At 56.1% G+C, this 25,363-nt stretch carries 20 protein-coding genes and 1 pseudogene; 10 read left to right on the forward strand and 11 right to left on the reverse strand.

The window, feature by feature from the left end; translation table 11 throughout:
- The coding region (locus tag ACTG39_RS12505) for a VOC family protein (protein ID WP_439107901.1) at positions 1-453 on the forward strand (453 nt) is incomplete at its 5' end.
- A 7-nt stretch (positions 454-460) separates the two neighbouring features.
- Here the strand turns inward: ACTG39_RS12505 and ACTG39_RS12510 are convergent.
- From ACTG39_RS12510 to ACTG39_RS12520, 3 genes and pseudogenes are all read right to left on the reverse strand, one after another.
- Positions 461-2,584, reverse strand: a pseudogene (locus ACTG39_RS12510) (DUF3604 domain-containing protein).
- A complete protein-coding gene (locus tag ACTG39_RS12515; protein WP_439107902.1) occupies positions 2,472-4,013 on the reverse strand; it encodes a phospholipase D family protein in 1,542 nt (513 codons plus the stop codon). The pseudogene ACTG39_RS12510 and the gene ACTG39_RS12515 overlap by 113 nt, the downstream one beginning before the upstream one ends.
- A 15-nt stretch (positions 4,014-4,028) precedes the next feature.
- A complete protein-coding gene (locus ACTG39_RS12520; protein WP_439107903.1) occupies positions 4,029-5,882 on the reverse strand; it encodes a DUF3604 domain-containing protein in 1,854 nt (617 codons plus the stop codon).
- Positions 5,883-6,167: 285 nt separating this feature from the next.
- On the opposite strand from ACTG39_RS12520, the gene ACTG39_RS12525 reads away from it, so the two are divergent.
- Positions 6,168-6,461 carry a hypothetical protein gene (locus ACTG39_RS12525; RefSeq protein WP_439107904.1) on the forward strand — a complete coding sequence of 98 codons (294 nt, stop codon included), beginning with the start codon at positions 6,168-6,170 and terminating at the stop codon, positions 6,459-6,461.
- Positions 6,445-6,915: a GGDEF domain-containing protein gene (locus ACTG39_RS12530; protein ID WP_439107920.1), complete on the forward strand. Its 471-nt coding sequence runs from the start codon at positions 6,445-6,447 to the stop codon at positions 6,913-6,915. Before ACTG39_RS12525 ends, ACTG39_RS12530 begins: the two co-directional genes overlap by 17 nt.
- Here the strand turns inward: ACTG39_RS12530 and ACTG39_RS12535 are convergent.
- A complete protein-coding gene (locus tag ACTG39_RS12535; protein ID WP_439107905.1) occupies positions 6,912-8,168 on the reverse strand; it encodes a tetratricopeptide repeat protein in 1,257 nt (418 codons plus the stop codon). The two genes, ACTG39_RS12530 and ACTG39_RS12535, sit on opposite strands and share 4 nt — an antisense overlap.
- A 142-nt stretch (positions 8,169-8,310) precedes the next feature.
- Here ACTG39_RS12535 and cysK point away from each other — a divergent pair, with 142 nt between their 5' ends.
- Together cysK and ACTG39_RS12545 are read left to right on the forward strand one after the other, a co-directional pair.
- Positions 8,311-9,381 carry a cysteine synthase A gene (cysK, locus tag ACTG39_RS12540; protein WP_439107906.1) on the forward strand — a complete coding sequence of 357 codons (1,071 nt, stop codon included), beginning with the start codon at positions 8,311-8,313 and terminating at the stop codon, positions 9,379-9,381.
- A gap of 9 nt (positions 9,382-9,390) precedes the next feature.
- The gene (locus tag ACTG39_RS12545; protein ID WP_439107907.1) at positions 9,391-10,092 is read left to right on the forward strand and encodes an SIMPL domain-containing protein; all 702 of its coding nucleotides are present in this window, start codon (positions 9,391-9,393) and stop codon (positions 10,090-10,092) included.
- A 15-nt stretch (positions 10,093-10,107) separates the two neighbouring features.
- Here ACTG39_RS12545 and ACTG39_RS12550 read toward each other — a convergent pair whose 3' ends face one another.
- The 5 genes from ACTG39_RS12550 to ACTG39_RS12570 form a co-directional block, all read right to left on the reverse strand.
- Positions 10,108-12,318 (reverse strand): molybdopterin cofactor-binding domain-containing protein, encoded by a 2,211-nt coding sequence (locus ACTG39_RS12550; protein ID WP_439107908.1) that lies wholly within the window; start codon positions 12,316-12,318, stop codon positions 10,108-10,110.
- Positions 12,311-12,838, reverse strand: a complete 528-nt coding sequence (locus ACTG39_RS12555) for a (2Fe-2S)-binding protein (RefSeq protein WP_439107909.1) — start codon at positions 12,836-12,838, stop codon at positions 12,311-12,313. The genes ACTG39_RS12550 and ACTG39_RS12555 overlap by 8 nt, the downstream gene beginning before the upstream one ends.
- A 94-nt stretch (positions 12,839-12,932) precedes the next feature.
- A complete protein-coding gene (locus ACTG39_RS12560) occupies positions 12,933-13,538 on the reverse strand; it encodes an START domain-containing protein (RefSeq protein WP_439107910.1) in 606 nt (201 codons plus the stop codon).
- Positions 13,535-14,377 carry a glutathione-dependent disulfide-bond oxidoreductase gene (gene yghU / locus ACTG39_RS12565; RefSeq protein ID WP_439107911.1) on the reverse strand — a complete coding sequence of 281 codons (843 nt, stop codon included), beginning with the start codon at positions 14,375-14,377 and terminating at the stop codon, positions 13,535-13,537. Before yghU ends, ACTG39_RS12560 begins: the two co-directional genes overlap by 4 nt.
- Before the next feature lie 16 nt (positions 14,378-14,393).
- The gene (locus ACTG39_RS12570; RefSeq protein WP_439107912.1) at positions 14,394-15,197 is read right to left on the reverse strand and encodes a PaaX; all 804 of its coding nucleotides are present in this window, start codon (positions 15,195-15,197) and stop codon (positions 14,394-14,396) included.
- An 86-nt stretch (positions 15,198-15,283) separates the two neighbouring features.
- Here ACTG39_RS12570 and ACTG39_RS12575 point away from each other — a divergent pair, with 86 nt between their 5' ends.
- From ACTG39_RS12575 to ACTG39_RS12590, 4 genes are all read left to right on the forward strand, one after another.
- Positions 15,284-16,222: a fatty acid desaturase family protein gene (locus tag ACTG39_RS12575; RefSeq protein WP_439107913.1), complete on the forward strand. Its 939-nt coding sequence runs from the start codon at positions 15,284-15,286 to the stop codon at positions 16,220-16,222.
- 151 nt (positions 16,223-16,373) lie between these two features.
- Positions 16,374-18,365 (forward strand): sodium-translocating pyrophosphatase, encoded by a 1,992-nt coding sequence (locus ACTG39_RS12580; protein WP_439107914.1) that lies wholly within the window; start codon positions 16,374-16,376, stop codon positions 18,363-18,365.
- 84 nt (positions 18,366-18,449) lie between these two features.
- Complete coding sequence (locus ACTG39_RS12585; protein WP_439107915.1) at positions 18,450-19,796, forward strand: amidohydrolase family protein; 1,347 nt, start codon at positions 18,450-18,452, stop codon at positions 19,794-19,796.
- 2 nt (positions 19,797-19,798) lie between these two features.
- Positions 19,799-21,112, forward strand: a complete 1,314-nt coding sequence (locus tag ACTG39_RS12590; protein ID WP_439107916.1) for a nucleobase:cation symporter-2 family protein — start codon at positions 19,799-19,801, stop codon at positions 21,110-21,112.
- Here the strand turns inward: ACTG39_RS12590 and ACTG39_RS12595 are convergent.
- On the reverse strand, positions 21,087-21,656 hold the full coding sequence (locus ACTG39_RS12595) for a phosphoribosyltransferase (protein WP_439107917.1): 570 nt from the start codon (positions 21,654-21,656) through the stop codon (positions 21,087-21,089). The two genes, ACTG39_RS12590 and ACTG39_RS12595, sit on opposite strands and share 26 nt — an antisense overlap.
- 90 nt (positions 21,657-21,746) lie before the next feature.
- On the opposite strand from ACTG39_RS12595, the gene ACTG39_RS12600 reads away from it, so the two are divergent.
- Positions 21,747-22,361: a phosphoribosyltransferase gene (locus ACTG39_RS12600; RefSeq protein ID WP_439107918.1), complete on the forward strand. Its 615-nt coding sequence runs from the start codon at positions 21,747-21,749 to the stop codon at positions 22,359-22,361.
- A gap of 17 nt (positions 22,362-22,378) precedes the next feature.
- On the opposite strand, the gene ACTG39_RS12605 is transcribed toward ACTG39_RS12600, so the two are convergent.
- Positions 22,379-25,363 (reverse strand): VPS10 domain-containing protein (locus ACTG39_RS12605; protein WP_439107919.1); only part of this gene is annotated, 2,985 nt, incomplete at its 5' end.

Here is a 25,363-nt window from a genome sequence, read left to right on the forward strand (position 1 = left end):
CTTTTCTTTAGTCTGGGAGTAATGAGTCAGCACACTTGCGCCGATCAATCAGTACACAAAGACACAGGCGCCAACTTCAAAAAACTCACGCCGGTGATTCTCAGTGACGATGTTCAGGCCTGCGTCGACTTCTGGATTGACCTGGGGATGAGTCCTAGTATGTCTATTCCCGGGGAGTCGAACCTGGACTTTGCTGCCCTCTCCCTGGGCAATGTAGAGCTCATGTATCAGTCACAGACCCTTGCTGAGGCGCAAAACCCTGCGGTCGCCCAAGGTGCAGGGCGATCGATCCTATGCATTGAGGTTGAATCGCTTGCCGCTATTCTCGAAAGCGTAAGCCCCGAGCAGATTGTCGTCCCACTTCATACCACCGACTATGGCGCTCAGGAAATTTACCTGCGGGACCCCGCAGGTAACGTCATTGGATTCGCTCAGCAGAGCGGCGCAGAGTAATCGCTTACTAAGGCGTATACCAAATCGGTGAGGTGTAGCCCCGCTCCTGGTGTATCAGTTCCACGTGATCAGGAATCTTCGCACCAAGTCGAACTTTGTCATAAAGCACCCAGCGTGGTGTGGGGATCTCTATGACGCGGACGTAATAAAAGGCGCTCTCATTCGCATCAAAATCCGGATCTTCCCAAACCGAAATTAACTCTGATGCGCCAATGGTGTTACTCCAGTTCGCCGCTTCCAGATCGACAGTGTTCCCCACGGGAGGCAGTTTGCCGTTAGCGTCGGGAACTCTATCGTCCGACCAAACCACGTCGTAGACCTTCTCCTTCAAGTCTCCGCGCTTATCCATCCAACCTTTCACAATCTGTATTCGATCAAGATTCGCACCTATGGGATCGCGTAGGGCGTAAACCAAAAATGTTGGCGCTTTACCATCCGGTGCTGCGCGGAGATCGCCACCCATGGGTACGCCTTTTTCATAGCCGACAAAAGCCGGCTGGCGACTCCGGACATCTTGAGCATTGAAGTCCCATCCTCCGAAAAAGCGCACAGCCATCCGCGTGCCTGTGGTCGCGTAAGTCTCTTTGCGCTCCATAGCATCGAAAAGTGCTTTACGAGTGTTCTCCGTCGCCCATACGCCCTGATAACCCGACGCGAGCAACATATCTCCCTCGATAGCACCCAGGGCCGACTTCACAAAGGGATGCTCAACGCGCGTAGCGGAGGGTTCCACGCTAACTGACTTTCCGAAGAAATTGTCTTCTTCCGCCGTGGTTAAAGAGGTGTGCGCGTCGGTGGCGCCAATCAAGCCGAATTTGTAAGGGTTGGTGCCAAATTTCTTCTCAAGAGCCAGACCTTGCTTGAGCGCTTCTCGAGCATACTCGCCCGACAGCATCTCCGGCTTTTTTAGCTCTGAGATATCAAGGTTACCCACGTCCCAGGTGCCGTAGTCCGCGAACTCATCATCCGGAGACAAGCTTGGGTGGGTTTCACCATCGCCTTTGATTTGCGTGATCTCATAGAGCGGTTCCCACTTGGCGCGGAGATTCACATACTCCTTGTTGACCCGACCACCGGCATAGGTCTTGTCGACGGGAAACATCCATCCATTAGACAGGTTGCCGTTGTGGGAAATTGCCAGAGCGCGCCCCCCCGTCTTGCTCTCGTAATTCTCTAACCACTTGTACAGATCAAGAGGGTCCGTACTTCCCAAAGGCGGCATCGTGGTCATGGGAATAACCTGTCCGGCACGATCGCCGTTGTCGCGTAAAATGACGTTGCGGTGCAAGTTGAAACCCTTCGGCACCGAGGTCCACTCAAAGCCTATGAATGCGGTGAAACGCCCAGGCTCGTTATAGCTCTCGGCCTTCTCGATGATTTCGTCCCAGAGGCTGTTGTACACGTCAGCGCCAGGACTGTACTGCTCTAACAGCTCCTTAGGGATGGTGCCCTGGGAGAAGTTCCCAATGAGGTCAAAAGCCGCCTCACCGGCGGCCTGACCGCCTTTGGCAAAGCCTTCAGCCCATTTCTTACCCTGGGGAACCGCCAGAATGTTAGGCGCGCCACGCTATATGTCGGTAGCGATACCCATAAGGTCCGAGTGATCAGTGATGACCAGAAAGTCCAAAGGTCGGCTGAGCTTTACTTCTAGCCCTGTTGAAGAGGTGACCTGCTCCCCACGAGCCAGACGATACGCCGTGTCGTGGCCGGTCGTGTTGCCAAATAAACCGGCATCCAGAGAGAGCCCGGTGTGTAGATGCGTCTCGCCCCAAAAGACCTGACTGGGAAAGGCCCGGTCGGCCCAAGGTGAGTAGCTCCTGCCGGGATACAGACGGCTCAAATCCTCTGTTCGTAAGGCGCCACCATCGTGCTGCGCGATAGCAGCCGTCTGATTGAGCAACAGGGCTGCTGCTGTCGCAAGCAGACTGATTTTTATTGTATTCATGACTTCGCTCTTACTTTGTTTTGCTCTCGAGTTATGAGTATGCGCCTGCCACTCCTTCTCATTCAAGCCCGCGTCACATCTGACCTTCGATAGGTAAATGAGCAAAAAACCAATCTTCGAGGCGCTGCATATACGAGGCAGCCGGCTGTTCCGACAAAGTTTGTCCCTCTGCGACCCAGGCCACATTTCCGGCTTCATCCATCTGCAAGCTCCAGGCGTTCGCTTGTAGCAGATCAGGCTCAACACTCTCTCGAATGCGCGCGTTGAGCGCATCGCTGTGCACCAACAATCCGACTTCGGTATTGATCCTCATCGACCTGGGATCCAAGTTAGGGCTGCCCACAAAAACGCGATCTTTATCCACCACCAGTACTTTTGCGTGTAGCGCCAGGGCCTTTTCGTCTGTGGGCGACAGCATGTACCGTGGGCGATCTCGTGCATCCACACGAACCTCGTGAAGCTCCGCCCCGCCGGTCATAAGATCGTCAATGTGGTTTCGGTAAGCACTGTGTGCGGTGATGTGATTGTTTGAGCGAATAGAGTTGGTGAGGATACGAATGCGCACACCGCGACGCACCGCTCGCTCCACCACCTGCTGCAAGCCCGGCGATGGAATCAGATAGGCCGAGATAATGATCACTTCTTCTTCTGCGCTATCAAAAATCTCAATAAGCTGCTGTGCGAGCTGTACTGGAGCGCTTGCCTCTGCGGAGATGTCCAGAGGTGGGGGTTCATCCACCAATAAATCCGACTCCCCTGACAAGGCGTCTCGTACCGCATCTCTCCATCGCGCTGTCAGGTCGACTTCTGCCGATTCAGAATGACCAAGAGCCGCACGATCCTGAATCAGCACCGTCGCGCTAAGGCGCTCATAGTTCGGTCCGAGCTTCGCCACAGTGTCTATAGGTACCGACCAAACATCGTTCCAGTAGGTATCAAACACGTCGCTTAAGCGGGGCACGATGCTTCCGCCGACGAGAAGCTCCATGTCTCGAAAGTTTGCCTCCGGATGGAGTCCAAAGTACTCATCGGCGAGATTCCGTCCACCGACGATACCGACCCGGTTATCCACCAACATCACTTTGTTGTGCATGCGGTGATTCAGGCGATCAAACTCGCCCAGGTTCATGAGCTCGCGCGTAGCAAAGCTGTCATGCCTTCGCTGATAGGGATTGAATACCCGGTAGGAGATGTTCGGATGATCAGCCAATGCCGTCAGTAAGTCGTCTTCGCCCAACAGGAATGAGTCATCCACCAGCAGTCGAATACGTACGCCGCGATCCGCCGCTGCAAGCAGATGATTGAGGATTGCCGAACCCACCTGATCGAGAGACCACAGAAACGTCTGCAGATCGATACTTTGCGTTGCCGAGTCGATTGCGGTGAGCCGCCAATCCAGGGCCGTCGCGCCGTCGTTGAGAAGAATGTTCCAGTCGTCGTTGCGCAGTGACTCGAGCTCTGTCCAAAGCGGTGCGTCAGCCGGTGCACTCGCCACCTCATCGGGCGTCTGCGTCGGGGACATCGTTGAGCAGGCGCTGAGTCCCAGGGTAATTGCAATCGCGGTAGTCAACCGCGTCCAGCAGCTCATAGAACGGTCAGCTTTTTTAACAATCACGTTTTTGCACTCCGCTTAGGGCACATACCAAATGGGCGAACTCCAGACGCGTTCCTGCAGCGTCGCCGGCACATCGTCAAGCACCGCTTGCTCGATACGCGCTGCGTCATAGGTAGTCCATCGTGGTGTGGGGATTTCCAAGGTTCGTGTGTAATAAAGCGCCGGCTGCGCTGGATCAAAGTCCGGATCCGTCCAACTTGCCAAGAGCTCCGTTGCGCCAATGGAATTCTCGTAGGTCGCCGTTGCCACCTCGACGGTGTTTCCAACCGGCGTTGTACAACGCCCCTCTTCGTTAATCGCCCGGTCGTCAGATACGGCGACGTCATAGATACGCTCCTGCGTGTTTCCTTCGGAATCCAACCAGCCTTTTATGACCTGGATACGATCCAGATTCGCGCCCTCAGGGTCCTTTAGCGCGTGAACATAAAAAGTCGGCGGATTAGAGAGCGTGGTCAGCGTCGACCCCATGGGCTGTCCGTCAGCATAGCCGCGCTCGACCAGCTGCCGTGCATCCCGGGGTTTGATGGGCAAATTAGCGCCTGCAAAGAAACGAGGCTTTATGCGCGGCCCCGAAGTGACAAAGGTTTCCCGCGCCCTCAATGCATCGTAAATTGCACCACGCGTGTTCTTGGCCGCGTAGACCCCCGTAATCGACCCGGGGCTTGAGTCTCTGGCATGTATCCAGCCCGGTATGGAGTCGTTTCTACGACGCTCTATGGAGCCGTCAGCCGCGCCATGACTTCCCACGTAGGTCGCTTCAGTGACATCGCCCGGAGTCCCGTTGTGACTATCTGTGCCTCCCACAAATCCAAGCTTGTAGGGATTCGCAGCAAGGCTTCGCTGGTAGCTTAGACCCTCGATCACCGCCGCTCGGACAAAATTCTGTTTCGCGAAGCTGCGTTTACTGAAAGTCTCCACGCTGTCACCGTTCTCAAAATCAGCAAATTCATCCGCTGGCCAAAACTTGCGGTGCACCTCTGAGTTCCCCTTGATCTGCATCATCTCGATCAAGGGCTCGAAGTGGCTGCGCAACCGCGCATACTCGGCGTCAATGGGATTCTCCGAGTTATCCAAAGGCTCGAACATAAACCCTTTGCTGGCATTGGAGTTATGCGGGATCGCCAGCAAACTTGAACCCATCGCCTCCTGCTGCTGCATCCAATCCCAGAGCTGCTCTTCGTCGGGTGAGTCTATCGACGAAAACGGCGCCGCAGGCACCTTGTCGTCTCTGAACACAACGTTGCGATGCATATTGCCGCCCTTGGGTGCCGCAGACCACTCAAACCCGATTAGCGTCGTAAAGCTACCCGGCTCGTAATGTGCATTGGCCGCATCGACGATGAGCTGCCACGCGTTCTGCAGAGCAACGTCCCCAGGATAGAACGCGGTGTGTTTAGGCCCCCCTCCTCGGGAGTTCGCGACGACCTCGCGAAGAAACCAGGCTTCCTGTTCTTCGTAGGAACTTAAATTCCTGAGTTCGTCGAGTTTTTCGTTGTCATATCCAGGCGTGCCGGGTACCTGCGTTGCCAGCATTTCGCCGATGTACTCTGCATGATCAGTCACAGCGGCAAAGTCCAGCGGCCGACCGATGTTGTGAGCCCGGCCGTTTACATCCATGGACTCGCCTTTGGCAAAGCGATAAGCCATGGAGGGCGTTAATCGGGCTCCTCCAATATAGGCGTCCAGAGAGTAAGACGTATGCAGATGCAACTCGCCGAAATAGGCATCCTTGAGAGGCGATGGGGCTATGGTCGACTCCTGCTCTGCCAAAGAAGGCTCGGCTATCGCAGACACCGGGACTGAGAAAGCCACGACCAGAGCCGTATGCTTCAGCAGCGCTGTCGCTGGCCGTGCTAGCTTGCCTTTCATGCTGGTATTCCTAATCTCATCAGATACCCCTAAAAGCCGGCAGTCGTTTGGTCGCGTTGCTAATAAACAAACTGTGGAGGCTGATCTTTCCCATCTACAGATTATCGCCGGAATGCTACAAATGCACTAAGCTGAGAGGACGTCTGTTGCTCACTCACAGGGAGGAACGTCCGCTATGCACACGCTTCAAATACCTCTCCCAGCCATTTTTGTGGTCGCCATCGGGGTGACCCCAGCGATGACTCGCATGCATAACCCTGAACTACCCGGATGTTCGGGAAGCTAATGTCATATCCCCGACCCGACGTAAGACTTGTGCAGAGCTGGCAGGCCACGGTAGAAGTACTGCAGGAAAATACCGCCTCACAACACAGCGTCCTGCGCATGGCGTACCCCACAAGTTCGGAAATCATCGCTGCGGCGCCACACACTAATAACTCACTGAGCGTAGGTCAGCGCGACAATCGCGATGGCAGCCACTACTGTGATGAGGTCCTTCGCCAACGCCGTACCTTGAGCGTACAGGGCGCAGGAGCAGCACTATCACAGTACCCACGATGCGCTGACGGGAGTCCCTAATCGCGCACTCCTAAGCGAGCTTGCGAATCAGCAAATGAATTACCAACAGCGGCACGGAGGCGAGCTTTGGCTGCTGGTATGGACCATTGATGAGCTCAGCGCGCTGAGTCGCAGCTGTACTGCCATAGACGTGGACACTTTTTTACGTTCTGTCACCGAGCGCGTAAAAAGCTGTATTCGCCAATCGGACACCCCGGCGCGTCTGGATGAACATCGCTTCGCGATACTTATCAGTGACGCCAATGAATTTGTCGCCACCGCGGTCGCTGATCGCATTCGTCGCAATGTGCGCCGAATTTCTTTACCCGCGTCCCAAAACTCACCACCGGGATTGAGCTTTGGAATGAGTGTCTACGGCGCAGAAGAAAACTTTGAAACCTGGCTTTCTCGCAGCGAAATCGCCTTAGGTGCCGCAGTGAGGGCGGGAGGCAATCAAACCGTTGCCCAGGATTAGTCAACCAGCCGGTACCGTCGCCCTCTCAGCTCGCCGTCCCCGCAGACGCCCTGAATCATGGCCGGACGAGCATGCGAGTCCCGCAGCCACCGCGCTACTCTAGCGGCCAATCCACTGCTTCCGCCGTCGTGAACCACCGCGTCCACGCGGGAGATATCGCCTCGCGCTGAAACACGGAAAGCCGCAACTATGTTCGCTTTTATGGGAATGTCCGGATCGAGCAACGAGTTCCAGAGCATGGGATCCTCAGGAAGCACAGCGGGCTTGGATAACTGTTTACGAAGGCTCTCACCCTCCGCTTCGGATGCGAGCTCCCAGGCGAGCGCATAGCTATCGCAGGCCTGCCCCCATTTGGCATTCCACTGCTGCCAGTTTCCCAAGCGCAGATACAAACGGCCGCGGGTAACTCTGGATTGAGATGCAGCTTCTTCGATGAGTTCCTCGAGTAACACCCTGCCCTTGCCATAGGTCAGCATCTGGCTGCGCTGCATAAAATCAGCGGCGGGGCTCATGGCGTCGCCGGACAGGCTGGACATTACCGCGAAGTCGGTGCCCAGCAGCAAATAGAGATTTCGTAAGTGGCTGAGCGACAAAGCTTCCCGTGCGGAGTATTCCAGCTCGCCGCGCTCAAGCTGTGCTTTGAGCATGTCCTCATTGTCATTGAAGGCTTCGAAAAAGAGATTTATCTCGCCACGAGAGCGAGGGTCAATGAAGATCGATCGAGCACGAGAGAAATAATCCAAACTGTCGCGCAATGCTCTCTCGCTCAGCTCTCCCTGCCCCATTCCATGAACTCGAAAAACCGATCGCATGCTTTGCTGGGCTGATCGAAAATCGCCGATGGCTTCGTAGCTATCGGCCAGGGCGCGCAGATAGGGTATTTGTACAGGACTCAGAAGACCCTCGTTGACCCTCACTATTTGCAGAGCGGCGCGGTTCGCTTTGAGCGACGCCGGGTGATTGCACAGGGAGGCATAGAGTTCTCCCAGCTCGCCGATGGGATCCGCCAAACTGGGGTTGTATGCGCCCGAATCCAGCAAGGCATCATCGAGGCCATCCTGTAAGGCGTTGGCGTCCTCTCTCGCCGCACGGTTGTCACTCTCGCAAGGCCTGGGGCCGCGTTCCGACGCAGCATCCGCAAGCACATACTTGCGACCAAAGTACTCCGGGAGGTGTGCCTCAGCCCTGAATGCCGTAAAGGCAATCAGAAATAGCAGCAGCGAGGCTCTAACTCGATGTCGGTTATCAGGCACGTTCTTCTTCTCTTTGTTGTAAGCTCAGTAAAACCTAGTCTCAACAACACAACTTGCCCCAGGATTTAGGCAAGCATTAGTCGCACTCAGGGAGTGCGCTCAGTCAACAGCCTGAGCTTACAGTCTCAGGGGGAGATTCTCGATGGATATCAGACACACTCAGGGCCGCGGCCGGCTTTACGACAACGTACTCGATACCGTGGGCGATACGCCATGTATTCGTCTCAATCGCATCGCACCCAAGCATGTCAGCGTGTACGTCAAGGTTGAGGCCTTCAATCCTGGCGGCTCAGTCAAAGATCGATTGGCGACGAACATGATTGAAGCCGCTGAACGGGAGGGTCGTCTGCAGCCGGGCCAAACCGTAGTAGAAGCAACCTCAGGCAATACCGGCATCGGCCTGGCGATGGTCTGCGCGGCCAAAGGGTACCCATTAGTCATCACTATGGCTGAGAGCTTTTCGGTAGAGCGTCGCAAACTCATGCGTTTTCTGGGTGCTCAGGTTGTACTCACCCCCAAAGAAGAGAAAGGTCTGGGCATGTATAACAAAGCGAAGGAGTTAGCTGAGGCAAACGGCTGGTTCTTTGCACGGCAGTTCGAAACCTCTGCAAATGCCGATATTCATGAGCATACAACCGGACAGGAAATCCTCTCGGACTTCGACGGTGAACGCCTGGATTACTGGGTGACGGGTTACGGCACCGGCGGTACCGTGACGGGTGTGGCCCGCGCACTGCGAGAAGCAAGGCCGGATGTAAAAATTATACTCACAGAGCCGGCAAACGCCGCCATTGTGGCCTCAGGTCATGAGCAGGAGCGCGATGAGCATGGCTCGCCCACAGCGAGTCATCCGGCCTTTGAGCCACATCCGATTCAGGGCTGGACGCCGGACTTCATACCGCTGGTGCTCCAAGAGACTCTCGACAAGGGCTTCTACGATGAACTGCTGCCTGTCGTTGGCGCTGACGGCATGGCCTGGTCACGGCGACTCGCCGCTGAGGAAGGGATTTTTACCGGTGTGTCCGGAGGCTCAACGCTTGCGATCGCCATGCAAGTCGCCGAGACCGCGCCCGAAGGATCGGTGCTGCTGGTAATGCTCCCGGATACAGGAGAGCGCTACCTCTCTACACCTCTGTTCGAGGGCATTGCGGAGACCATGACCGATGCAGAAGTCGCCCTATCTCAATCCACTCCCGGTTATCAAATTAGCTAGGTATCGCCTGTGAACAACACCATCACCTCTATCGTTATCGCTCTGGGCCTTATTGCCGGAGGCGCATTTATCGGCAACGGTCTGGAACGATTTCGCATGGCGGATCGCAGCATTGTGATCAAGGGTTTAGCCGAGCAGAGCGTGGATAGTGACTATGTGACCTGGCCGCTTACCGTACGCCGGGCGGCGGACAGTTTTCAGTCGGTGCAGGAGTCACTTGCCGCTGACCGCGACAAGCTCGTCGGGTTTCTCCATGGTCTCGGCTTTACCAGCTCAGAAATGGAGATACGTCCTTTGGTGGTGAATGACGCCTACTCCCGAGAGTACGCCTCTTCGAACAGCCCCACGCGTTACAGCGGCTCCGCTTTAGTCATTGTTAAAAGTGATCGTGTCGACGCGGTAGCATCCGCTGCGCTGGCGACGGATCCGCTCATAGCGGCGGGCGTGCAACTGGATTTAGGCGCGGGTCCCCAGTACTCGTTACGGGCGTTCAATGACGCCAAAGGCCCATTGCTCAAAGCAGCGACGGAGAACGCTCGCGCTCAGGCCACCAAATTTGCCGCGGAGTCAGGCGCCCGTCTCGGGGGACTCAAAAGCGCCAACCAGGGCATCATCCAAATCACAGGCACGGGCGGCAATCGCTACGACAGTGCCTCGAGTCGAGAAAAGCGCTTGCGGGTGGTAAGCACGTTTGTGTATTACCTAGAGTAGAGCGCTGTGCGGCGCTCAACCAAAGTCACTGAAGTCCTGCTTGGACAGCGGGAGCTCTCGCACGCGCAGACCGGTGGCATCAAACACCGCATTGACTAGCGCCGGTGCAATACCTGGCGTACCCGGCTCACCGGCACCACCCCAGGCTTCTCCACTGTTAATGATATGTGTTTCGATCAGCGGAGATTCGTTCATGCGTACCATGGGGTAATCGTGGAAGTTACTTTGCTTTACAGCGCCGTCTTCAATATTGATCTCGCCGTAGAGTGCAGCGGTCAATCCGTAGTTAACGCCAGACTCCATCTGTGCGGTGAGTCCGTCGGGTGATACGGCAAAACCCGCGTCTACCGCGACAACCACCCGATCCACGCTGACCTTACCCGCAGTCACACTCACATCCACGACCTGTGCCACCAATGAACCAAAGGACTCCTGCAGAGAAATGCCGCGACCTTTGCCCCGCGGGAGTTGCTCTCCCCAACCAGCGGCTTCGGCAGCGGTGCGAAGAACGTTTTGATGACGGGGTTTATCGGCCAGGAGCGACATACGATATTCGTAGGGATCTTTACCGGCAGCGACTGCAAGCTCATCAAAAAATGCTTCCGTAAAGAAACCGTGTTGAGAGTGGTCAACGCTTCGCCACGGGCCAAAGGGTACGTGCGTGGGGCTATCGACGTGGTGAATCTTCTGCGCTGCAACGGTATACGGGATGGTTGGCGCTTCTACAGGCTCGTGCTTCTCGTGATAGATATTTTCCCACGCCGCAATTTGGCCATTCTGATCCAGCGCAGCCCGAAAACGTGATGCGACAGCCGGCCGGAAGTGGTCGTGGCGTACATCCTCCTCGCGAGACCAGATCAACTTCACCGGCCCGCCCACTTCGCGAGCGATTTTAGCGGCTTGTACCGCGCTGTCAGAAATTGAACGTCGCCCAAACCCGCCACCCATAAGGTGCTGATGGATCTGTACGTTCTCCACATCCATGTCCAACGCGGCAGCAACGTCATAACGAAAACCCAGGGGGTTCTGGGTGCCGATCCACATCTCGCAGCTCTCATCAGTCACAAGCGCTGTCGCGTTCATGGGCTCCATACAGGCGTGTGCCAGATAAGGGACTCGATAGGTCACATCCACTGTTGCCGTAGCGTCGGCCAAAGCCCCTTCGACATCACCATCGTCCACGTCGGAGCTGCTTTTGCCGCCCTCAATGCCCTGGGCAAGACTCTGTTCAAACTGATTGAAGAGTGACTCGCTGCTGACGTCGTCGCTATCGGTCTTTGACCACTGGATATCGAGTGTTTTCAGGGCCTGGCTCGCCTGCCAATAACCGTCGGCAACGACCGCCACTGCGTCATCCAAAGACACGACATGTGACACGCCCGCCATGCCTTCAGCCTGCGTTGAATCCACGGAAACCAGCTGCGCACCAAACACCGGCGCTGCCAGAATCGCGGCATGCTTCATGCCTTCGACCTGAGCATCAATACCAAACATCGCCGTTCCGTCTACCTTGGCAGGTATATCTCGGCGGGGGGCACTCTTACCCATGATGCGAAACTGTTCCGGTGTTTTGAGCGTTGGCGTAGGCGATGGCGGCGTTTGCGAAGCAGCCAAAGCAAACTCTGCAAAAGGAGCTCGCTTACCCGATTTTGCATCGATGATATGAGTATCTCTTGCATCTAACTGTGAGGCGGGAACACCCCAGGCCTCACTCGCCGCATTGATGAGCATCTCTCGAGCAGCAGCACCCGCAACGCGCACACCGTAGACGCCGGTTGCGCGGATAGAAGAACTACCGCCGGTAATCTGCATCTTCATAGCTTTCATAATCTGAAGCATGGCGCCATCGACAGTCGGGACTAAAGCCTTGGGAATATCAGCACCTCCGAAGAGAAAACCCTTGCCCAAGGCCCAGTTGGCATATTCATCAATAGCCGGCGCTTCCAAAAAGCGAGTGTCATCCCAACTGGCGTCGAGTTCATCTGCAAGCATTTGGGTAAGCGCGTTCTGAGCGCCCTGCCCCATCTCGCTATGCGCCGCGATAAGGGTGACCTTGTTCGTAGGGTCGATCTTGACCCACATGCTCACCAATACCTCGCCGTCCTCGGTGACTTGTCCAGCGACTTTAGGTGCACGATGACCTGGTCGAATAGCTACGCCTACGGCCAGAGCCCCACCCGCGAGGACACCGGTGGTGATAAATGCGCGTCTTGTCCACTTACCCATGATTCGCCACCTCGCTGCCGTCATCTGCGGTGGGATCAAAGGTTTGTACTACCGCCATCTGCTGCGACGCAGCCAACTTGACTGCCGCCCGAATCCTCGGATACATCCCGCAACGACACACGTTGCCGGACATCGCTGCATCAATCGCTGCATCATCGGGATTCGGGTTGCTCTCCAAGAGTGCTGCGGCGCTCATCAATTGGCCCGACTGGCAGTAGCCACACTGAGGTACCTGCTTCTCGATCCAGGCTTGCTGAAGCGGGTGCATCACATCGCCCGGTGCAAGATCCGACAGTCCCTCAATGGTAGTGACATCTCCTCCGGCCGCAGCGGCAACAGGCGTCACGCAGCTTCGAATAGCCTTGCCATTCAGATGCACAGTGCAGGCACCGCACTGCGCTATACCGCAGCCGAATTTTGTACCGGTCATCGCCAGATTCTCTCGAATCGCCCACAGCAAAGGCATCGCCGGATCTACGTCTAGCTCCCTTTGCTCTCCATTTACTCGCAAACTAATCATCGTGTGCCTCTCTGTGAGTGTGCGATGAATCTTCCTGAGAAACAGAAAGAGGTATTTAATTCAGAATGTATACGAACCGGCTGACAGCTTAGTTCTAATCGGCAAAAAATTCCTTGAGCGCCTGCAAGGCCCCTTTGGGCGTCTCTAATACGCGGGCGTTTGCAAGACCGCTGGGTATGTTGCCGCCGGGCTCTACATGAAACTCCCAGTGCACCGCGGTAGAACCATCAACATCAACAAGCTCCCAAAACCCGGCAGCGGCGCGAATGCGCACCGCGTCTTTTGAATCAGGCAGGATATCGGGCGCAGCTGTTACGTCGATTCGAATAGTGCCTCCCGTGCGTGTCAGAGCCTGGCTATAAATCGCATCACGATCTTTTACCGGCCATGGGGCATCTGTGCGGACATAATTCGCCCAACGATCGCCCTCTCGTTCTACTGCCCGCGCTTCGATAGTGTCGGGAAACCACTCGGTGTAGCTTTCAATATCGCGAAGCCGCGCGAGCACATCATCGGGAGATGCCGGTAGCAGCGCCTTAGCGCGAAAAGCCTTGTAGTCGGAGCCATCAACATCCCGGGTTTCCACGCTGACACCGCCCTCGTCGAACTGCATCTCCCAGTCACTGGACAACGCACTTCCTGCCCAGCCAATGCTGAGCAGCAGCACCATAGGAGCCAGCGTGGTCGCCAACCGGCTCATCGCTTTATGTCAGCCGCGCTGTGGCGCTCCAGCACCTGATCTTCTTCCGGACCCCAGGCGCGATTAACGCAGCGGCCTCGCACAACACCGGGACGTTCGAAAATCTCTTCGGCCCAGCGAAGCACATGCTTGTAGGACGCAACATCGAGAAACATTGCAGCGTCATAGAGCTTGCCCATTGCCAGGGCGCCATACCATGGGAAGGTCGCCATATCAGCAATGGTGTAGTCATCGCCGCAGAGATAGGCGCGATCCGAGAGATTGCGGTCCAGAACATCCAACTGACGCTTTACTTCCATTGCGTAGCGATTAATGGGGTACTCGAATTTCTCGGGAGCATAGGCATAGAAGTGTCCAAAACCGCCTCCCAGGAACGGTGCGCTGCCCATCTGCCACATCAGCCAGGAGTAACACTCACCCCGGGACGCGAGATCTTTAGGCAAAAACGCATCAAACTTCTCAGCGAGATACATCAGCATTGCACCACTCTCAAAGAGTCGCACGGGCTTGTCGCCACTTTGATCAACCATCGCAGGAATTTTGGAGTTGGGATTAATGTCGACAAAGCCGCTGCCAAATTGAGCGCCTTCCTGAATATTGATAAGCCAGGCGTCGTACTCGGCCTCCGCGATACCCAGCTGTAAAAGCTCTTCCAGCATTACCGTCACTTTTACACCGTTGGGGGTAGCCAGAGAGTAGAGCTGAAAAGGGTGCTCGCCCACGGGAAGGTCTTTGTCATGGGTAGCGCCCGCTATTGGCCGATTAATGCTCGCGAACTTGCCGCCGCTTTCTGTATCCCAGGTCCATACCTTCGGAGGTTCGTACTGTGTATCGCTCATAGCGCTAGGGTATCCATTAAGAAGTGTGATTCTGAAAATGCGTCCAGGCTCTGCGGCCGAAAGCGTCATACGCTACCATCGTTTCGTGCATTTTTCGCCGAGCCTTTACATCAATCATCGTATCGGGGAGCAGGGGGTCGCTCGCGATCTGCCTGATAACTGCCTCGCCGAGCAAAAACGTCTCTCTCACCAACGCCTCGCCGTCTTGACTGTCCCCTCGACCGATGCTGTCCAACATCGCGCGCGTCAGCGTCTTGTATCGCTCTTCGAGCGCCCGCTGCGGCCAAAGTTCCGTGACGCTGGCTTTGTCTCCCAGAAGGACATCAACCCGGAGAATGACCGCTTCTTTCTCGAGACCTAGCTCCAGCAATCTTTCCCGGGTATCTGCGGGTGTTTCCAGGTAATTTGCGGGTCGACACCACAAGCCGGGATAGAGTCCAGCAAAACCCACCAACTCCAGCGCATGTTCGCGCACCTTCAACACTGTCTTGTCCCGACGTCCCAAGTGGGCGGTGTGCGCCATCAGCCAGCGCCCATCCCAGGACCCCACACGCTCCTCTGCCGAGACCCATTGTCGAGCGGTCTTACTGAGCACCTCTCCCCGATCGCCGATGGCATAACGACCCCGGGCGACACTTCGCAAAAAGCCCGCTTTGACCAAACGTCCAAGAGCGACACGCATGGCTGTGGGATCTATCTCAAAAAGCTCGCCCCAGTGCAGGCACTGTCGCACGCTGATCTCGGCGAGATCAGGCGAACTCAATAGAGATAGAACGAGGCGTTTAGGCGTGGGCCACTTATACGTTGTCGCATCAAACATGCGTGAATCTTAGCACCGATAAATATAACAAAATATTACACATTGTTATTTTTTATGTTACTTTTAGGTCCGAAGAGGATAATTTTATGAAAGCATCAGACTATCTCAGCCGCGAAGAAATCCAGCACTACACGCGCCGCAGTGATTGGATCGGTGTGTGGCTGATTGTAAAGAGCTGGCTTTGGATCATCGCAATATTTGCCGTGGTCGCTGTCTGGACCAATCCTGTGACCATCATTCTGGCGATATTGTTGCTTGGAGGCCGGCAACTGGGTCTGTCGATACTGATGCACGAGGCCGGTCACAAAACGCTTTTCAAAACCCAAAAACTCAACGCCGTTTTGGGGCAGTGGCTGGGCGCCTATCCGGTCCTTGGAGATTGCGACGCGTATGGAGCATCCCACCGTGAGCATCACCGTCTTGCGGGCACAGATCAGGACCCGGACTTACCCAACTATCGCAAGTACCCCATTGCCGCGGACAGCTTTCGGCGCAAAATTCTACGCGATGCCACCGGGCAAACCGGCACAAAACTGCTGGTAGGTCTGCTCAGCGGCGCGGGAAATCGAATCATGATGCGTAGCGGTGAAGGCAACAACGCCCTCAGGCAGGGCTTAATTGCCAATGCTGTTTTGCTTGCAGTGCTGTGGCTGTGCGGTGCTGCCTGGCTATACCTTTTATGGATTGCCGCGTATCTAACGAGCTACCCGCTGGTAGCGCGTATTCGCCAAGTAGCCGAGCACGGTAATGTCACTGCGCTTTACGAGATGGACCCCCGGGGTAATACCCGTACCACCCGCGCGAACTGGCTCGAACGCTTAATCCTCTGCCCGAATAACGTGAACTATCACATCGAGCATCACCTGTTGCCGAGCGTGCCCCTGTGGCAACTGGAAAAGCTCCATCACACACTGACCGCCCGAGGTTTTTACGACGATTACCCTGAAGCCGTCGCCAACGGCTACTGGAGCGTCATCAAGCGCGCGGTACCCGAGCTTGATAAAGGTGCTGCTGCCACTGCGTAGCTAGGTCATTGTTTAGATACTGAGTTCATCCACTCCCAAGCAAGGTCGATAAACAACACAAATGATCCAGTGAATCAATTGACCGCTGGGGCTTCTTCTTTCTTATACTGCAGCTGCAAAAGCTTCATAACCATAAGAAGGAGTACGCTGAATGTTCTTTGACTATCTGCTTTATCCTCCCATTCTCGGTGCTGCAGGACTTGTCACCGCGTTTGTGATTTATCACATTATGATCCGCCACAATCATGGCGACGGTAATGTGAAAAAGATTGGCGATCAGATCCACTTGGGCGCCATGGTCTTTATGCAACGCGAGTACAAGATGCTCGCGATGTTTGCCGCGGTCTTGTTACTCGGTATCTTTGTTTCCCCGCTGGGCACTGACACGGCAATAGCTTTCACCGCCGGCGCGGTGTCCTCTGCTACTGCGGGTTTTCTCGGCATGTTCGCGGCAACTAAAGCGAACGTGCGAACAGCGGTAGCAGCACACAATCACGGACAGGCCCAAGCCTTGACGATTGCCTTCTACGGCGGATCCATCATGGGACTGTGCGTCGCATCTCTGGGTTTGATCGGTCTTGGCAGCCTTTACTACTACTTCGGTGGAGATCCCGAAACAGCTCACGCTATTCATGGCTTTGGTATGGGCGCGTCCGTAGTTGCCCTCTTCTCCCGTGTAGGTGGCGGCATTTTCACGAAGAGCGCTGATGTCGGAGCAGACCTCGTCGGAAAAATCGAAGCCGGGATTCCTGAAGACGATCCGCGCAACCCGGGAGTTATTGCGGACAACGTGGGTGATAACGTAGGCGACATCGCCGGTATGGGCTCGGACATCTTCGAGTCTTACTGCGGCTCCATGATTGCCTGCATCGCTATCGCCTCCACTATGGCCATCGATAAGCAGGCAGAAATGATGTTCCTGCCCTTGGCGCTGGCAACTATCGGTTTGGTGGCATCGGTGCTGGGTATTCTCATCGTTCGCATGCGCTCGAGCGCAGCACCAGAAGCCGCGCTGCGCACCGGTACGCTCATCGCGCCTACCGTGTTCGCCGGTATGGCCTGGCTGATGATGCAGGAGATGGGGCTCAACATGAACGTGTGGTGGTCTGTTGTCGCTGGTGCTGTTGGCGGCGTGCTCATCGGACTGATTACCGAGTACTACACGGGCTCCCATCCTGTTCGCAAGATCGCCAAAGCCGGAGAAACAGGACCCGCAACGGTCATGATCAGCGGATTGGCGATAGGTATGGAATCAGTTGTTCTGCCGGTGCTGTTCCTCGCCGCGATCATCTGGGTGTCTACTGAGCTCTCAGGTCTCTACGGCGTAGGTATCGCCGCAGTCGGCATGCTCTCTACCGTCGGTATCACTATGGCCATTGACGCCTATGGTCCGGTTGCAGATAACGCCGGCGGCATTGCAGAAATGGCGGGCATGGGTGAAGAAACACGACGTATTACCGATGGGCTTGATGAGGTGGGCAACACAACCGCCGCCATCGGCAAGGGCTTTGCGATTGGGGCGGCAGCTCTGGCGGCTTTGGCGATCATTGCAGCCTTTGTGCAAACCGTGCAGGTCAATAATCCAGGCTTCTCCCTCGAGCTGTCGGATCCTACCGTGCTGGTAGGGCTGTTTATCGGCGGTACGATTCCGTTTCTCATCGCATCGATCACGATGACTGCGGTGGGCGATGCAGCCTTTGAAATGATCAACGAAATCCGACGTCAGTTTCATGAGATACCCGGCCTCCTCGAAGGCACTGCTGAGCCAGACACAGCTCGCTGTGTGGACATTGCAACCACGGCAGCACTGCGTCGGATGATCCTGCCAGGCGCTATCGCCGTCTCCGCCCCGGTGGTCGTAGGCATGGGCCTTGGCGCAGCATCGCTTGGCGGCATGTTAGGTGGCGCACTTTTGGGCTGTGTACTTATGGCTCTGATGATGGCGAACGCCGGCGGCGCCTGGGACAACGCCAAGAAGTATGTCGAGAAAGGTAATCATGGTGGCAAGGGATCACCTACTCACTCCGCCTGCGTTGTAGGCGATACCGTGGGCGATCCATTCAAAGATACCTCTGGTCCCTCCATGAATATTCTTATCAACGTCATGGCGATCGTCAGTCTGGTTATTGCACCTCTGTTGTAATCAGCACTTAAGTACTGGCAGCTTCGCAGGGAGCTGTTAGTGTAGGGGCTGCACACTAGAACGCGTTTTACTAGGAACAGCCCCATGATCACAGCAGACCTCGCCATCGTCGGTGGCGAGCTCCTTTGCATGACCGATGCACGTACGCCGCAACCGGACACGGTGCCGCAAGGCACCATTCTTGTATCTGGACAGCGTATTGTTGCGCTGGGCACCGACGCTGAGATCGGTCCTTACACAGCCACCAAGACACTCGACGCGACAGACCGCGTTGTTATGCCGGGCTTTAGCAACTGCCATACCCACATCGGATCCAATGTCCTTCTCCGCGGCCTTAACGAAGATGCCAAGCTCTTTGAATGGCTTCAAAGCATGTGGCGTCTCAAACAAAACTTTGATCATGAGACCCTGCGTCTGGCGAGCCTTGCGGGTCTTGCTGAAATGGCCCTCGCTGGTATCACCAGTTTTAACGAGCACTTCGATGCCTACTCGGTTAGCCCTGAGATCAACGCACTAGAGACTATCCCCCTACGCGCGACTTTGGGCTATGGCTTTGCAGACATCGGTCTCTACGGCGACTTAAAAGATTGGTCTTACGGCGCGCTGGATAGCTTCGGTGAGATTGTCGACGAGCATCACAACAGCCTCGATGGTCGCCTGCGCGTGGCCCTGTCTCCGCACGCCACGTATTCCTGCACGGAAAAACTATGGCGTCGCTGCGCCGACGTCGCGACCGAGCACGGGCTCACGATTCACACGCACCTCTCGGAAGGACAACAGGAACACCAGTTTGTTGCAGACAACCACGGTAGGACGCCCACGGGCTGGTTACATAGTATGGGTCTACTCGGCCCTGACTTGACCGCTGCGCACTGCACCACCCTGACCGACGACGACATCGCTCTCATGGCCGAGCATGAGGTCAAGGTTGCGCACTGCCCAATAAGCAACGCGAAGCTCTGCTCAGGCATTTTGCCCATGCGCAAACTCATGGCTGCCGGGGTTACTGTGGGTCTCGCAACCGACGGCCCTGCGAGTCACAACACTCTCGACATGTTTCAGGAAATGAAGTTCGGCGCGATTACGCACAAGAACCACAATCTGGACCCGGAGTTACTCACCGTTACTGAGATGCTCGAAATGGGCACTCGGGAGGCAGCCAAGGCTATGCATCTTAACGAAGCAGGTACCCTCGCCCCAGGTCAGCTAGCAGACATCATTGTCGTCGATCTCAACAATGCCCACTGCGCGCCCCGCTACGACTCTCAAGCGGCATTGGTGTACTCCAGCCGTGCGGACGATGTTGTGCATACCATTGTGGACGGGCAGGTAGTGGTGGAGCATGGGGTGCTTCAAGGGCTAGACCTACAAGGCATGCTGAGCGAACTTCGTGAACGTGCCGATCAACTCCGACAGCGAAGTGGTGCCTGAGTATGCAGGATAACGACACAAGCCATCCGGTAAACGAATGGCTGCCCCTGCGCTGGACTTTGCCCCTGGGCTTTCAGCAGCTACTGGCAGCCTACGCCAGCATCATCATCGCGCCATTGGTTCTCGCCAGCGCACTGGGCTGGCCTCAGGAGCAAACCACCTTCCTACTGGCCTCCGGACTCTTTGGCTCCGGCGTCGCCACATTGATTCAATGCCTCGGTATACCCGGACTACCCATCGGCACACGCCTACCTGTGGTGCAGGGCACGACCGTCGCTGTGATACCACCGCTCATAGCCATTGGCGCTAACGGCGACCTCACGGCCATGTTCGGAGGCACGATCGTCGGTGGCATTGTTTGCCTCTTACTCGCCGGATCCTGGAGTAAGCTTTTGCGCTTTTTCCCACCATTGGTTACGGGAACGGTAATCACCGTTATCGGCGTCAGCCTCATGCCTGTTGCGGTAATGTGGTTGAGCGGCGGTCGAGGCTTTGGTGCCCAGGACACAAGCATGGCTGAAGTGAGCCTGGGGCTTGGCACCCTTCTCCTGGTGCTACTGGTCATGCGCTTTGGCCACGACTTCCTGGCGCGTACTTCCATACTCGTGGGTTTGGTCGCTGGCGGCATTGCTGGTGCATTGATGGGTATGTCTGACTTTAGCGGCGTTTCTACCGCCAGTTGGGCGAGTATTCCTATGCCATTTGCCTTCGGCCCTCCTACATTTACTGTGGCCGCGTGCGCTGCAATGACAGTCACCATGCTCGTCACTATGGTGGAATCTACCGGTGATTATTTAGCCATTGGTGAAGTCTGCGAGCAGGAGGTCGACGAAAAACGCCTCGCCGCAGGACTGCGTGCTGAGGGCCTCGGCACCATCATCGGCGGCTTATTCAACGCCTTTCCCTTCACTACCTTCTCCCAGAACATCGGAGTAATTCGTGTTTCGGGCGTGCGCAGCCGCTATGTAGTGGCCGCCACGGGCGTGATGCTGATACTGCTGAGTCTCGCGCCAAAAGCGGCGGCGCTGGTGGCCAACATCCCTACCCCCGTCCTCGGTGGCTGTGGTCTGGTGCTTTTTGGCTCCATCGCCGCCACGGGGATTCAAACCCTGCGCCGGGTGGACTTTGAAAACACGGGCAACGTGCTCACGGTAGGTATCAGTCTGAGTGCGGCAATGCTTGTGGTCGCCAACCCCATTTATTTCTCCGCCCTGCCAAAAGCGGCGGCAGACATCCTGAATAATCCCATCACCCTGGGGGCGGTGAGCGCGGTGACGTTGAACCTCCTGTTCAACGGTTCACGTAAGGCTCGATGATCTCGTAAAGCGCCGGTCGCTCCTTCGCGACCTCTTCGGGGCTGAGCCCCTCGAGAGAGTGGGGATACTTCAGCCACTGTTCCGTCTCGTGAAGATAATAATCGGGCACGCGATCCGTGAGGTTTCGCGCAGGCTTGAAGTACGGCACGGCCACGCGAATATCGCCGGGCGTATTCAGTCGCGCCTTCTCCTCAATATAGCGAATCACCGCATCTATGGTGCTGCCGGTATCGAACACGTCATCGACAATGAGTAGCTTATCTTCATGAGTGAGTTTTTTGATGAGGTAGTTCATGCCATGGATACGGATCTCCGAGGAGCGACCGTCGATCTCGGGTTTGTAGAGGGAGGTGCGAATGGCGATGTGATCGGTCTCGATACCGCAGTAGGCGAGAATCTCCTGCACGGCAACGCCCACGGGAGCACCCCCGCGCCAGATGGCAATCATCATGGTCGGTTTAAAACCGCTGACCACCACGTCGGCACCCAGACGAAAGGAGTCTTCGAGGAGTTCCTGCGCTCCCAAATACACTTTCTCTGACATGGCCTTCTCCTTTTGCGATCGGTAATCAGTCTACTACTACTGTATAAACTCAGGGCGGTTACACTAGGCAGCTACTGGGAGGTAACCAGCATGACAGACGAAACCAGCCCACTCAAAAAGACTTTTGTAGAAGAAGAGTCACTACTGCAGGACGCCTATCGACTCGCCGTGGCCGTCTACGACAGCGGTTTTCGTCCCGATTTTATCGTGGGTGTTTGGCGCGGCGGCTCCACGGTGGGCATCTACGTGCAGGAATGTCTTCAGTATCTGGGCGTTAAAACAGACCATATCGCCATCCGGACCTCTTATCGCGGGATGGAAAGCTACCTTAACAATGTGGAAAACCCCGAAAGTATTCGTGTGCACGGACTTCAGTATCTCTACGAGACCATGAACAAGAACGACAATCTTCTGATTGTCGATGACGTGTTTAGCAGTGGGCAAAACATAGAAGCGGTCATACAACGACTTGAATCAAAGTCGAAACGCAACATGCCCGACGACGTGCGAATTGCCGTGCCCTATTACAAGCCCACCAAAAACCGGACCGGGCGGGTGCCCGACTACTACTTGCACGAGACCGATGACTGGCTGGTTTTACCCTATGAGATAACGGGCCTGAGCGATGCAGAAATTGCAACGCACAAGCCCTGGCTTGCAGAGATTTTAAAAGAGAGCCGCCAGGGGACTGACGGCTCAGTCTAAAGGTCTCTCAAAGAAGCTTAGCTAGCGGGCACGGGCTGACCCGCACCCCAGGGCGCCCCAGCAGCCTGCAGTTCTTTGCGCAGCGCCGGAATCTCGGTATCAATCACCGCATTAAGTCGCTCGCGAATTGGCGCAAACACCTCCACCGCATAACCAAGACTCTGACGATGTGCACCGGTTGGTCCGTAGCTGGAGTTAGACACTCCTCGTCTCGCGTGGCTCAGCCAGTTGGTAACACGGTGCACTTCATAGTTACCCACCGCCTGGACAGACTTGTTGCCGTTGAGGGCTTCATCAATGTCATAGAGCTCCTGGTGAAGCTCATGGAGACGCTGATCAATATCGCCAGGGGCTGCTGCCGTTACCGACAACATCTTTTGCATGGTCGCAATCGTCTCCATGGCGTCATCCAATGCATAGCGCGCCCCACTCACCTGTCCGGAGACAGCGGAGAGCTCTTTCCAGAATGCATCGACCTCGTCCATAGACGCACCGCTTAGTGCTGACCCGTACATACGCTTCACTTCAAAGCTCACGGCTTCGTCCAAGAGACGACTTTCACCGTTTTCAAGAAGAACAAGCTCCGCGCTGTAAGTGCCAGGCATCACCATAAAGCCCTGGGGTGGCAGACCCTGCCAGTTTGGCGGAGTCTCTACAGAACCGTAGTAAGGATGGCGGAGATCCCAGGCAAGCCGATGAAAACCCTTTTCCGTGGGCGCATCGAGACGACGAATCACATTACCACTGGCATCGCGAATGACCATCATCAACGCAGGAGCTGCCTCTCGACGCTCGGCTTCCACCGCGTCCCAACCTTCGAACTTCACTTGCTCACCGGCCTCAAGGACCTTCTTCTCAGCGTCCTGCCGGGTCTTCTCCAAGGTCGAAAAACCATCTGCCAGGTGATAGGTCAGCACCGCGCCAAAAGGTGGGTTCTCCGCGACATACAGATCATCGCCTTGAGAGCCACGCTTTCTCGCACCCAGCACCTTGCGGGGGAAGTACCAGTCGGCATCACGAGCTTCAAACAACGTAGCTTCCTGATCCATCGCATCAGCACTCAGTTCCCGCAGTGCAGAATAGTCATCCATGACAAAGAAGCCACGACCGAAACTTGCAGCCACTATGTCATTCTCGCGGCGCTGAATCTGGATGTCGCGAATAGAGATTGTGGGCATCCCCGCGCTGAACTTCTCCCAGCTGTCGCCGCCATTCAGCGTCATAAATACGCCAAACTCTGTACCGGCAAACATCAGGCCTGCCCGCTCGTGATCCTGTACAAGCCTCCAAACAAGATGCCGATCGGGAATGCCGTCTGTGATACTGCTCCAGCTGCGACCACGGTTTCGGCTCACCAGAAGGTAGGGCTTAAAGTCGCCATACTTGTGATTATCAAGGGCGACATAAACCGTGTCTGCATCGTGCAGATCCGCACGGATGTCGTTCACAAAGGCGGTCTTGGGGACTCCCGGGAGAGAACCCACTTCCACACGACGCCAGCTATCACCACCATTCTCCGAAGTTTGAATCAGGCCGTCGTCCGTTGCCGCATACAAAAGACCCTCGACCAGGGGCGATTCCGCCAGAGACGTAATGGTGTTGTAGTCCGACATGGCGAACATGTCCCAGGGCGCATCCCAGCTCCAGGTCTGATCCATTAGTGGCATGAGCATTCGGTCTTCGTCGCGCGTCAGATCGCCAGATATCGCCGTCCAATCATCACCGCGGTTATCCGATCGCCACACACGCTGAGAGGCGAAGTAAATGCGCGCCGGTGAGTGGGGACTCACGAGAATCGGAGAATCCCAGTTGAATCGCTCGGGGGGATCACCCGGGGCCGGCTGCGGCTGAATGTAGATGCTCTCGCCTGTAGTCGTATCCACACGGTTCAGATTGCCCTTCTGGGATTCGGCGTACATGATGTCGGGATTGCCCGGCTCCGTAGCGGGCTGATGGCCGTCACCACCCAGAATGACTTCCCAATCGGCATTGCGAATACCGTTCACGGTGTCCGTGCGCGAGGGGCCACCCTGGGTGTTGTTGTCCTGCGTGCCACCGAAGATGTTGTAGAAGGGCTCTGTGTCATCCAGTGCAAGCTTGTAGTACTGCGTGACGGGCAGGTTGCTCATGTAGCGCCAGGTGTCACCGAGATCGAAACTCTCGTACACCCCGCCGTCGGTACCCATCATGATGTAATCCGGATCTTCAGGATCGAACACAATCGCGTGCATGTCGCCATGCTGATTGGGATGAGGCATGGGCTCAAAGGTCAAACCGCCATCCTCAGACTTGAGCACCGTAGGGCCTACCAGATACAGCCGATCATGCTGATGCATGCTGGCCGTGAGTTCCTGGTAGTAGTGCGGCCCTGTCCCGCCGCTTACCGCGTCGGCACCCTTCACCCAGCTTGCTCCGCGATCATCAGAACGCCAGACACCGCCTTTACGCCGGTCCAGCTCAATGGCTGCGTAGACTACATCGGGATTCTGCAGTGAAATGGCTAGACCGATCTTACCCATATTGCCCGTGGGAAGGCCCTCGGTCAGTTTGGTCCAGTTCTTACCGCCATCGAGGGAGCGATGAAGGCCACTTTCGGGGCCACCGCCCATGTACGCGGCGACGGTCCGCTGGTGCTGCCAGGTAGCCGCATACAAAACATTTGGATCACGGGAGTCGATCACCACATCGGTAACACCGGTCCACTCGCCACCGCCGAGAGTCTTTTCCCAGGTCTGGCCACCATCGGTGGTCATGTATAAACCGCGCTCACCACCCTTGGTCCACAGCGGGCCCTGAACGGCGGCCCATACGGTATTGGAATCCTCGGGATGCAAAATGATCGTGGAGATGTGCTGGGACTCAGGCAGTCCCATGTTTGTCCAGTTTTCTCCACCGTCATCCGAGCGATAGATGCCGTCGCCAAAGCCTATGTGGCGACCGCCATTGTTCTCACCGGTGCCCACCCAAACGGTGTGGGGGTTACTTGGATCGATGGCCATCGC

It is taken from the genome of Congregibacter sp. (assembly GCF_965662665.1).
GTDB lineage: Bacteria > Pseudomonadota > Gammaproteobacteria > Pseudomonadales > Halieaceae > Congregibacter.

Bases quoted from the DNA above. Each gene is read 5' to 3' on its own strand.
- ACTG39_RS12585 (WP_439107915.1), top strand. From the start codon at position 18,450: ATGATCACAGCAGACCTCGCCATCGTCGGTGGCGAGCTCCTTTGCATG.
- ACTG39_RS12560 (WP_439107910.1), bottom strand. From the start codon at position 13,538: ATGAGCCGGTTGGCGACCACGCTGGCTCCTATGGTGCTGCTGCTCAGC.
- yghU (WP_439107911.1), bottom strand. From the start codon at position 14,377: ATGAGCGATACACAGTACGAACCTCCGAAGGTATGGACCTGGGATACA.
- ACTG39_RS12580 (WP_439107914.1), top strand. From the start codon at position 16,374: ATGTTCTTTGACTATCTGCTTTATCCTCCCATTCTCGGTGCTGCAGGA.
- ACTG39_RS12575 (WP_439107913.1), top strand. From the start codon at position 15,284: ATGAAAGCATCAGACTATCTCAGCCGCGAAGAAATCCAGCACTACACG.
- ACTG39_RS12595 (WP_439107917.1), bottom strand. From the start codon at position 21,656: ATGTCAGAGAAAGTGTATTTGGGAGCGCAGGAACTCCTCGAAGACTCC.
- cysK (WP_439107906.1), top strand. From the start codon at position 8,311: ATGGATATCAGACACACTCAGGGCCGCGGCCGGCTTTACGACAACGTA.
- ACTG39_RS12525 (WP_439107904.1), top strand. From the start codon at position 6,168: ATGTCATATCCCCGACCCGACGTAAGACTTGTGCAGAGCTGGCAGGCC.
- ACTG39_RS12570 (WP_439107912.1), bottom strand. From the start codon at position 15,197: ATGTTTGATGCGACAACGTATAAGTGGCCCACGCCTAAACGCCTCGTT.
- ACTG39_RS12590 (WP_439107916.1), top strand. From the start codon at position 19,799: ATGCAGGATAACGACACAAGCCATCCGGTAAACGAATGGCTGCCCCTG.
- ACTG39_RS12600 (WP_439107918.1), top strand. From the start codon at position 21,747: ATGACAGACGAAACCAGCCCACTCAAAAAGACTTTTGTAGAAGAAGAG.
- ACTG39_RS12550 (WP_439107908.1), bottom strand. From the start codon at position 12,318: ATGGGTAAGTGGACAAGACGCGCATTTATCACCACCGGTGTCCTCGCG.
- ACTG39_RS12520 (WP_439107903.1), bottom strand. From the start codon at position 5,882: ATGAAAGGCAAGCTAGCACGGCCAGCGACAGCGCTGCTGAAGCATACG.
- ACTG39_RS12555 (WP_439107909.1), bottom strand. From the start codon at position 12,838: ATGATTAGTTTGCGAGTAAATGGAGAGCAAAGGGAGCTAGACGTAGAT.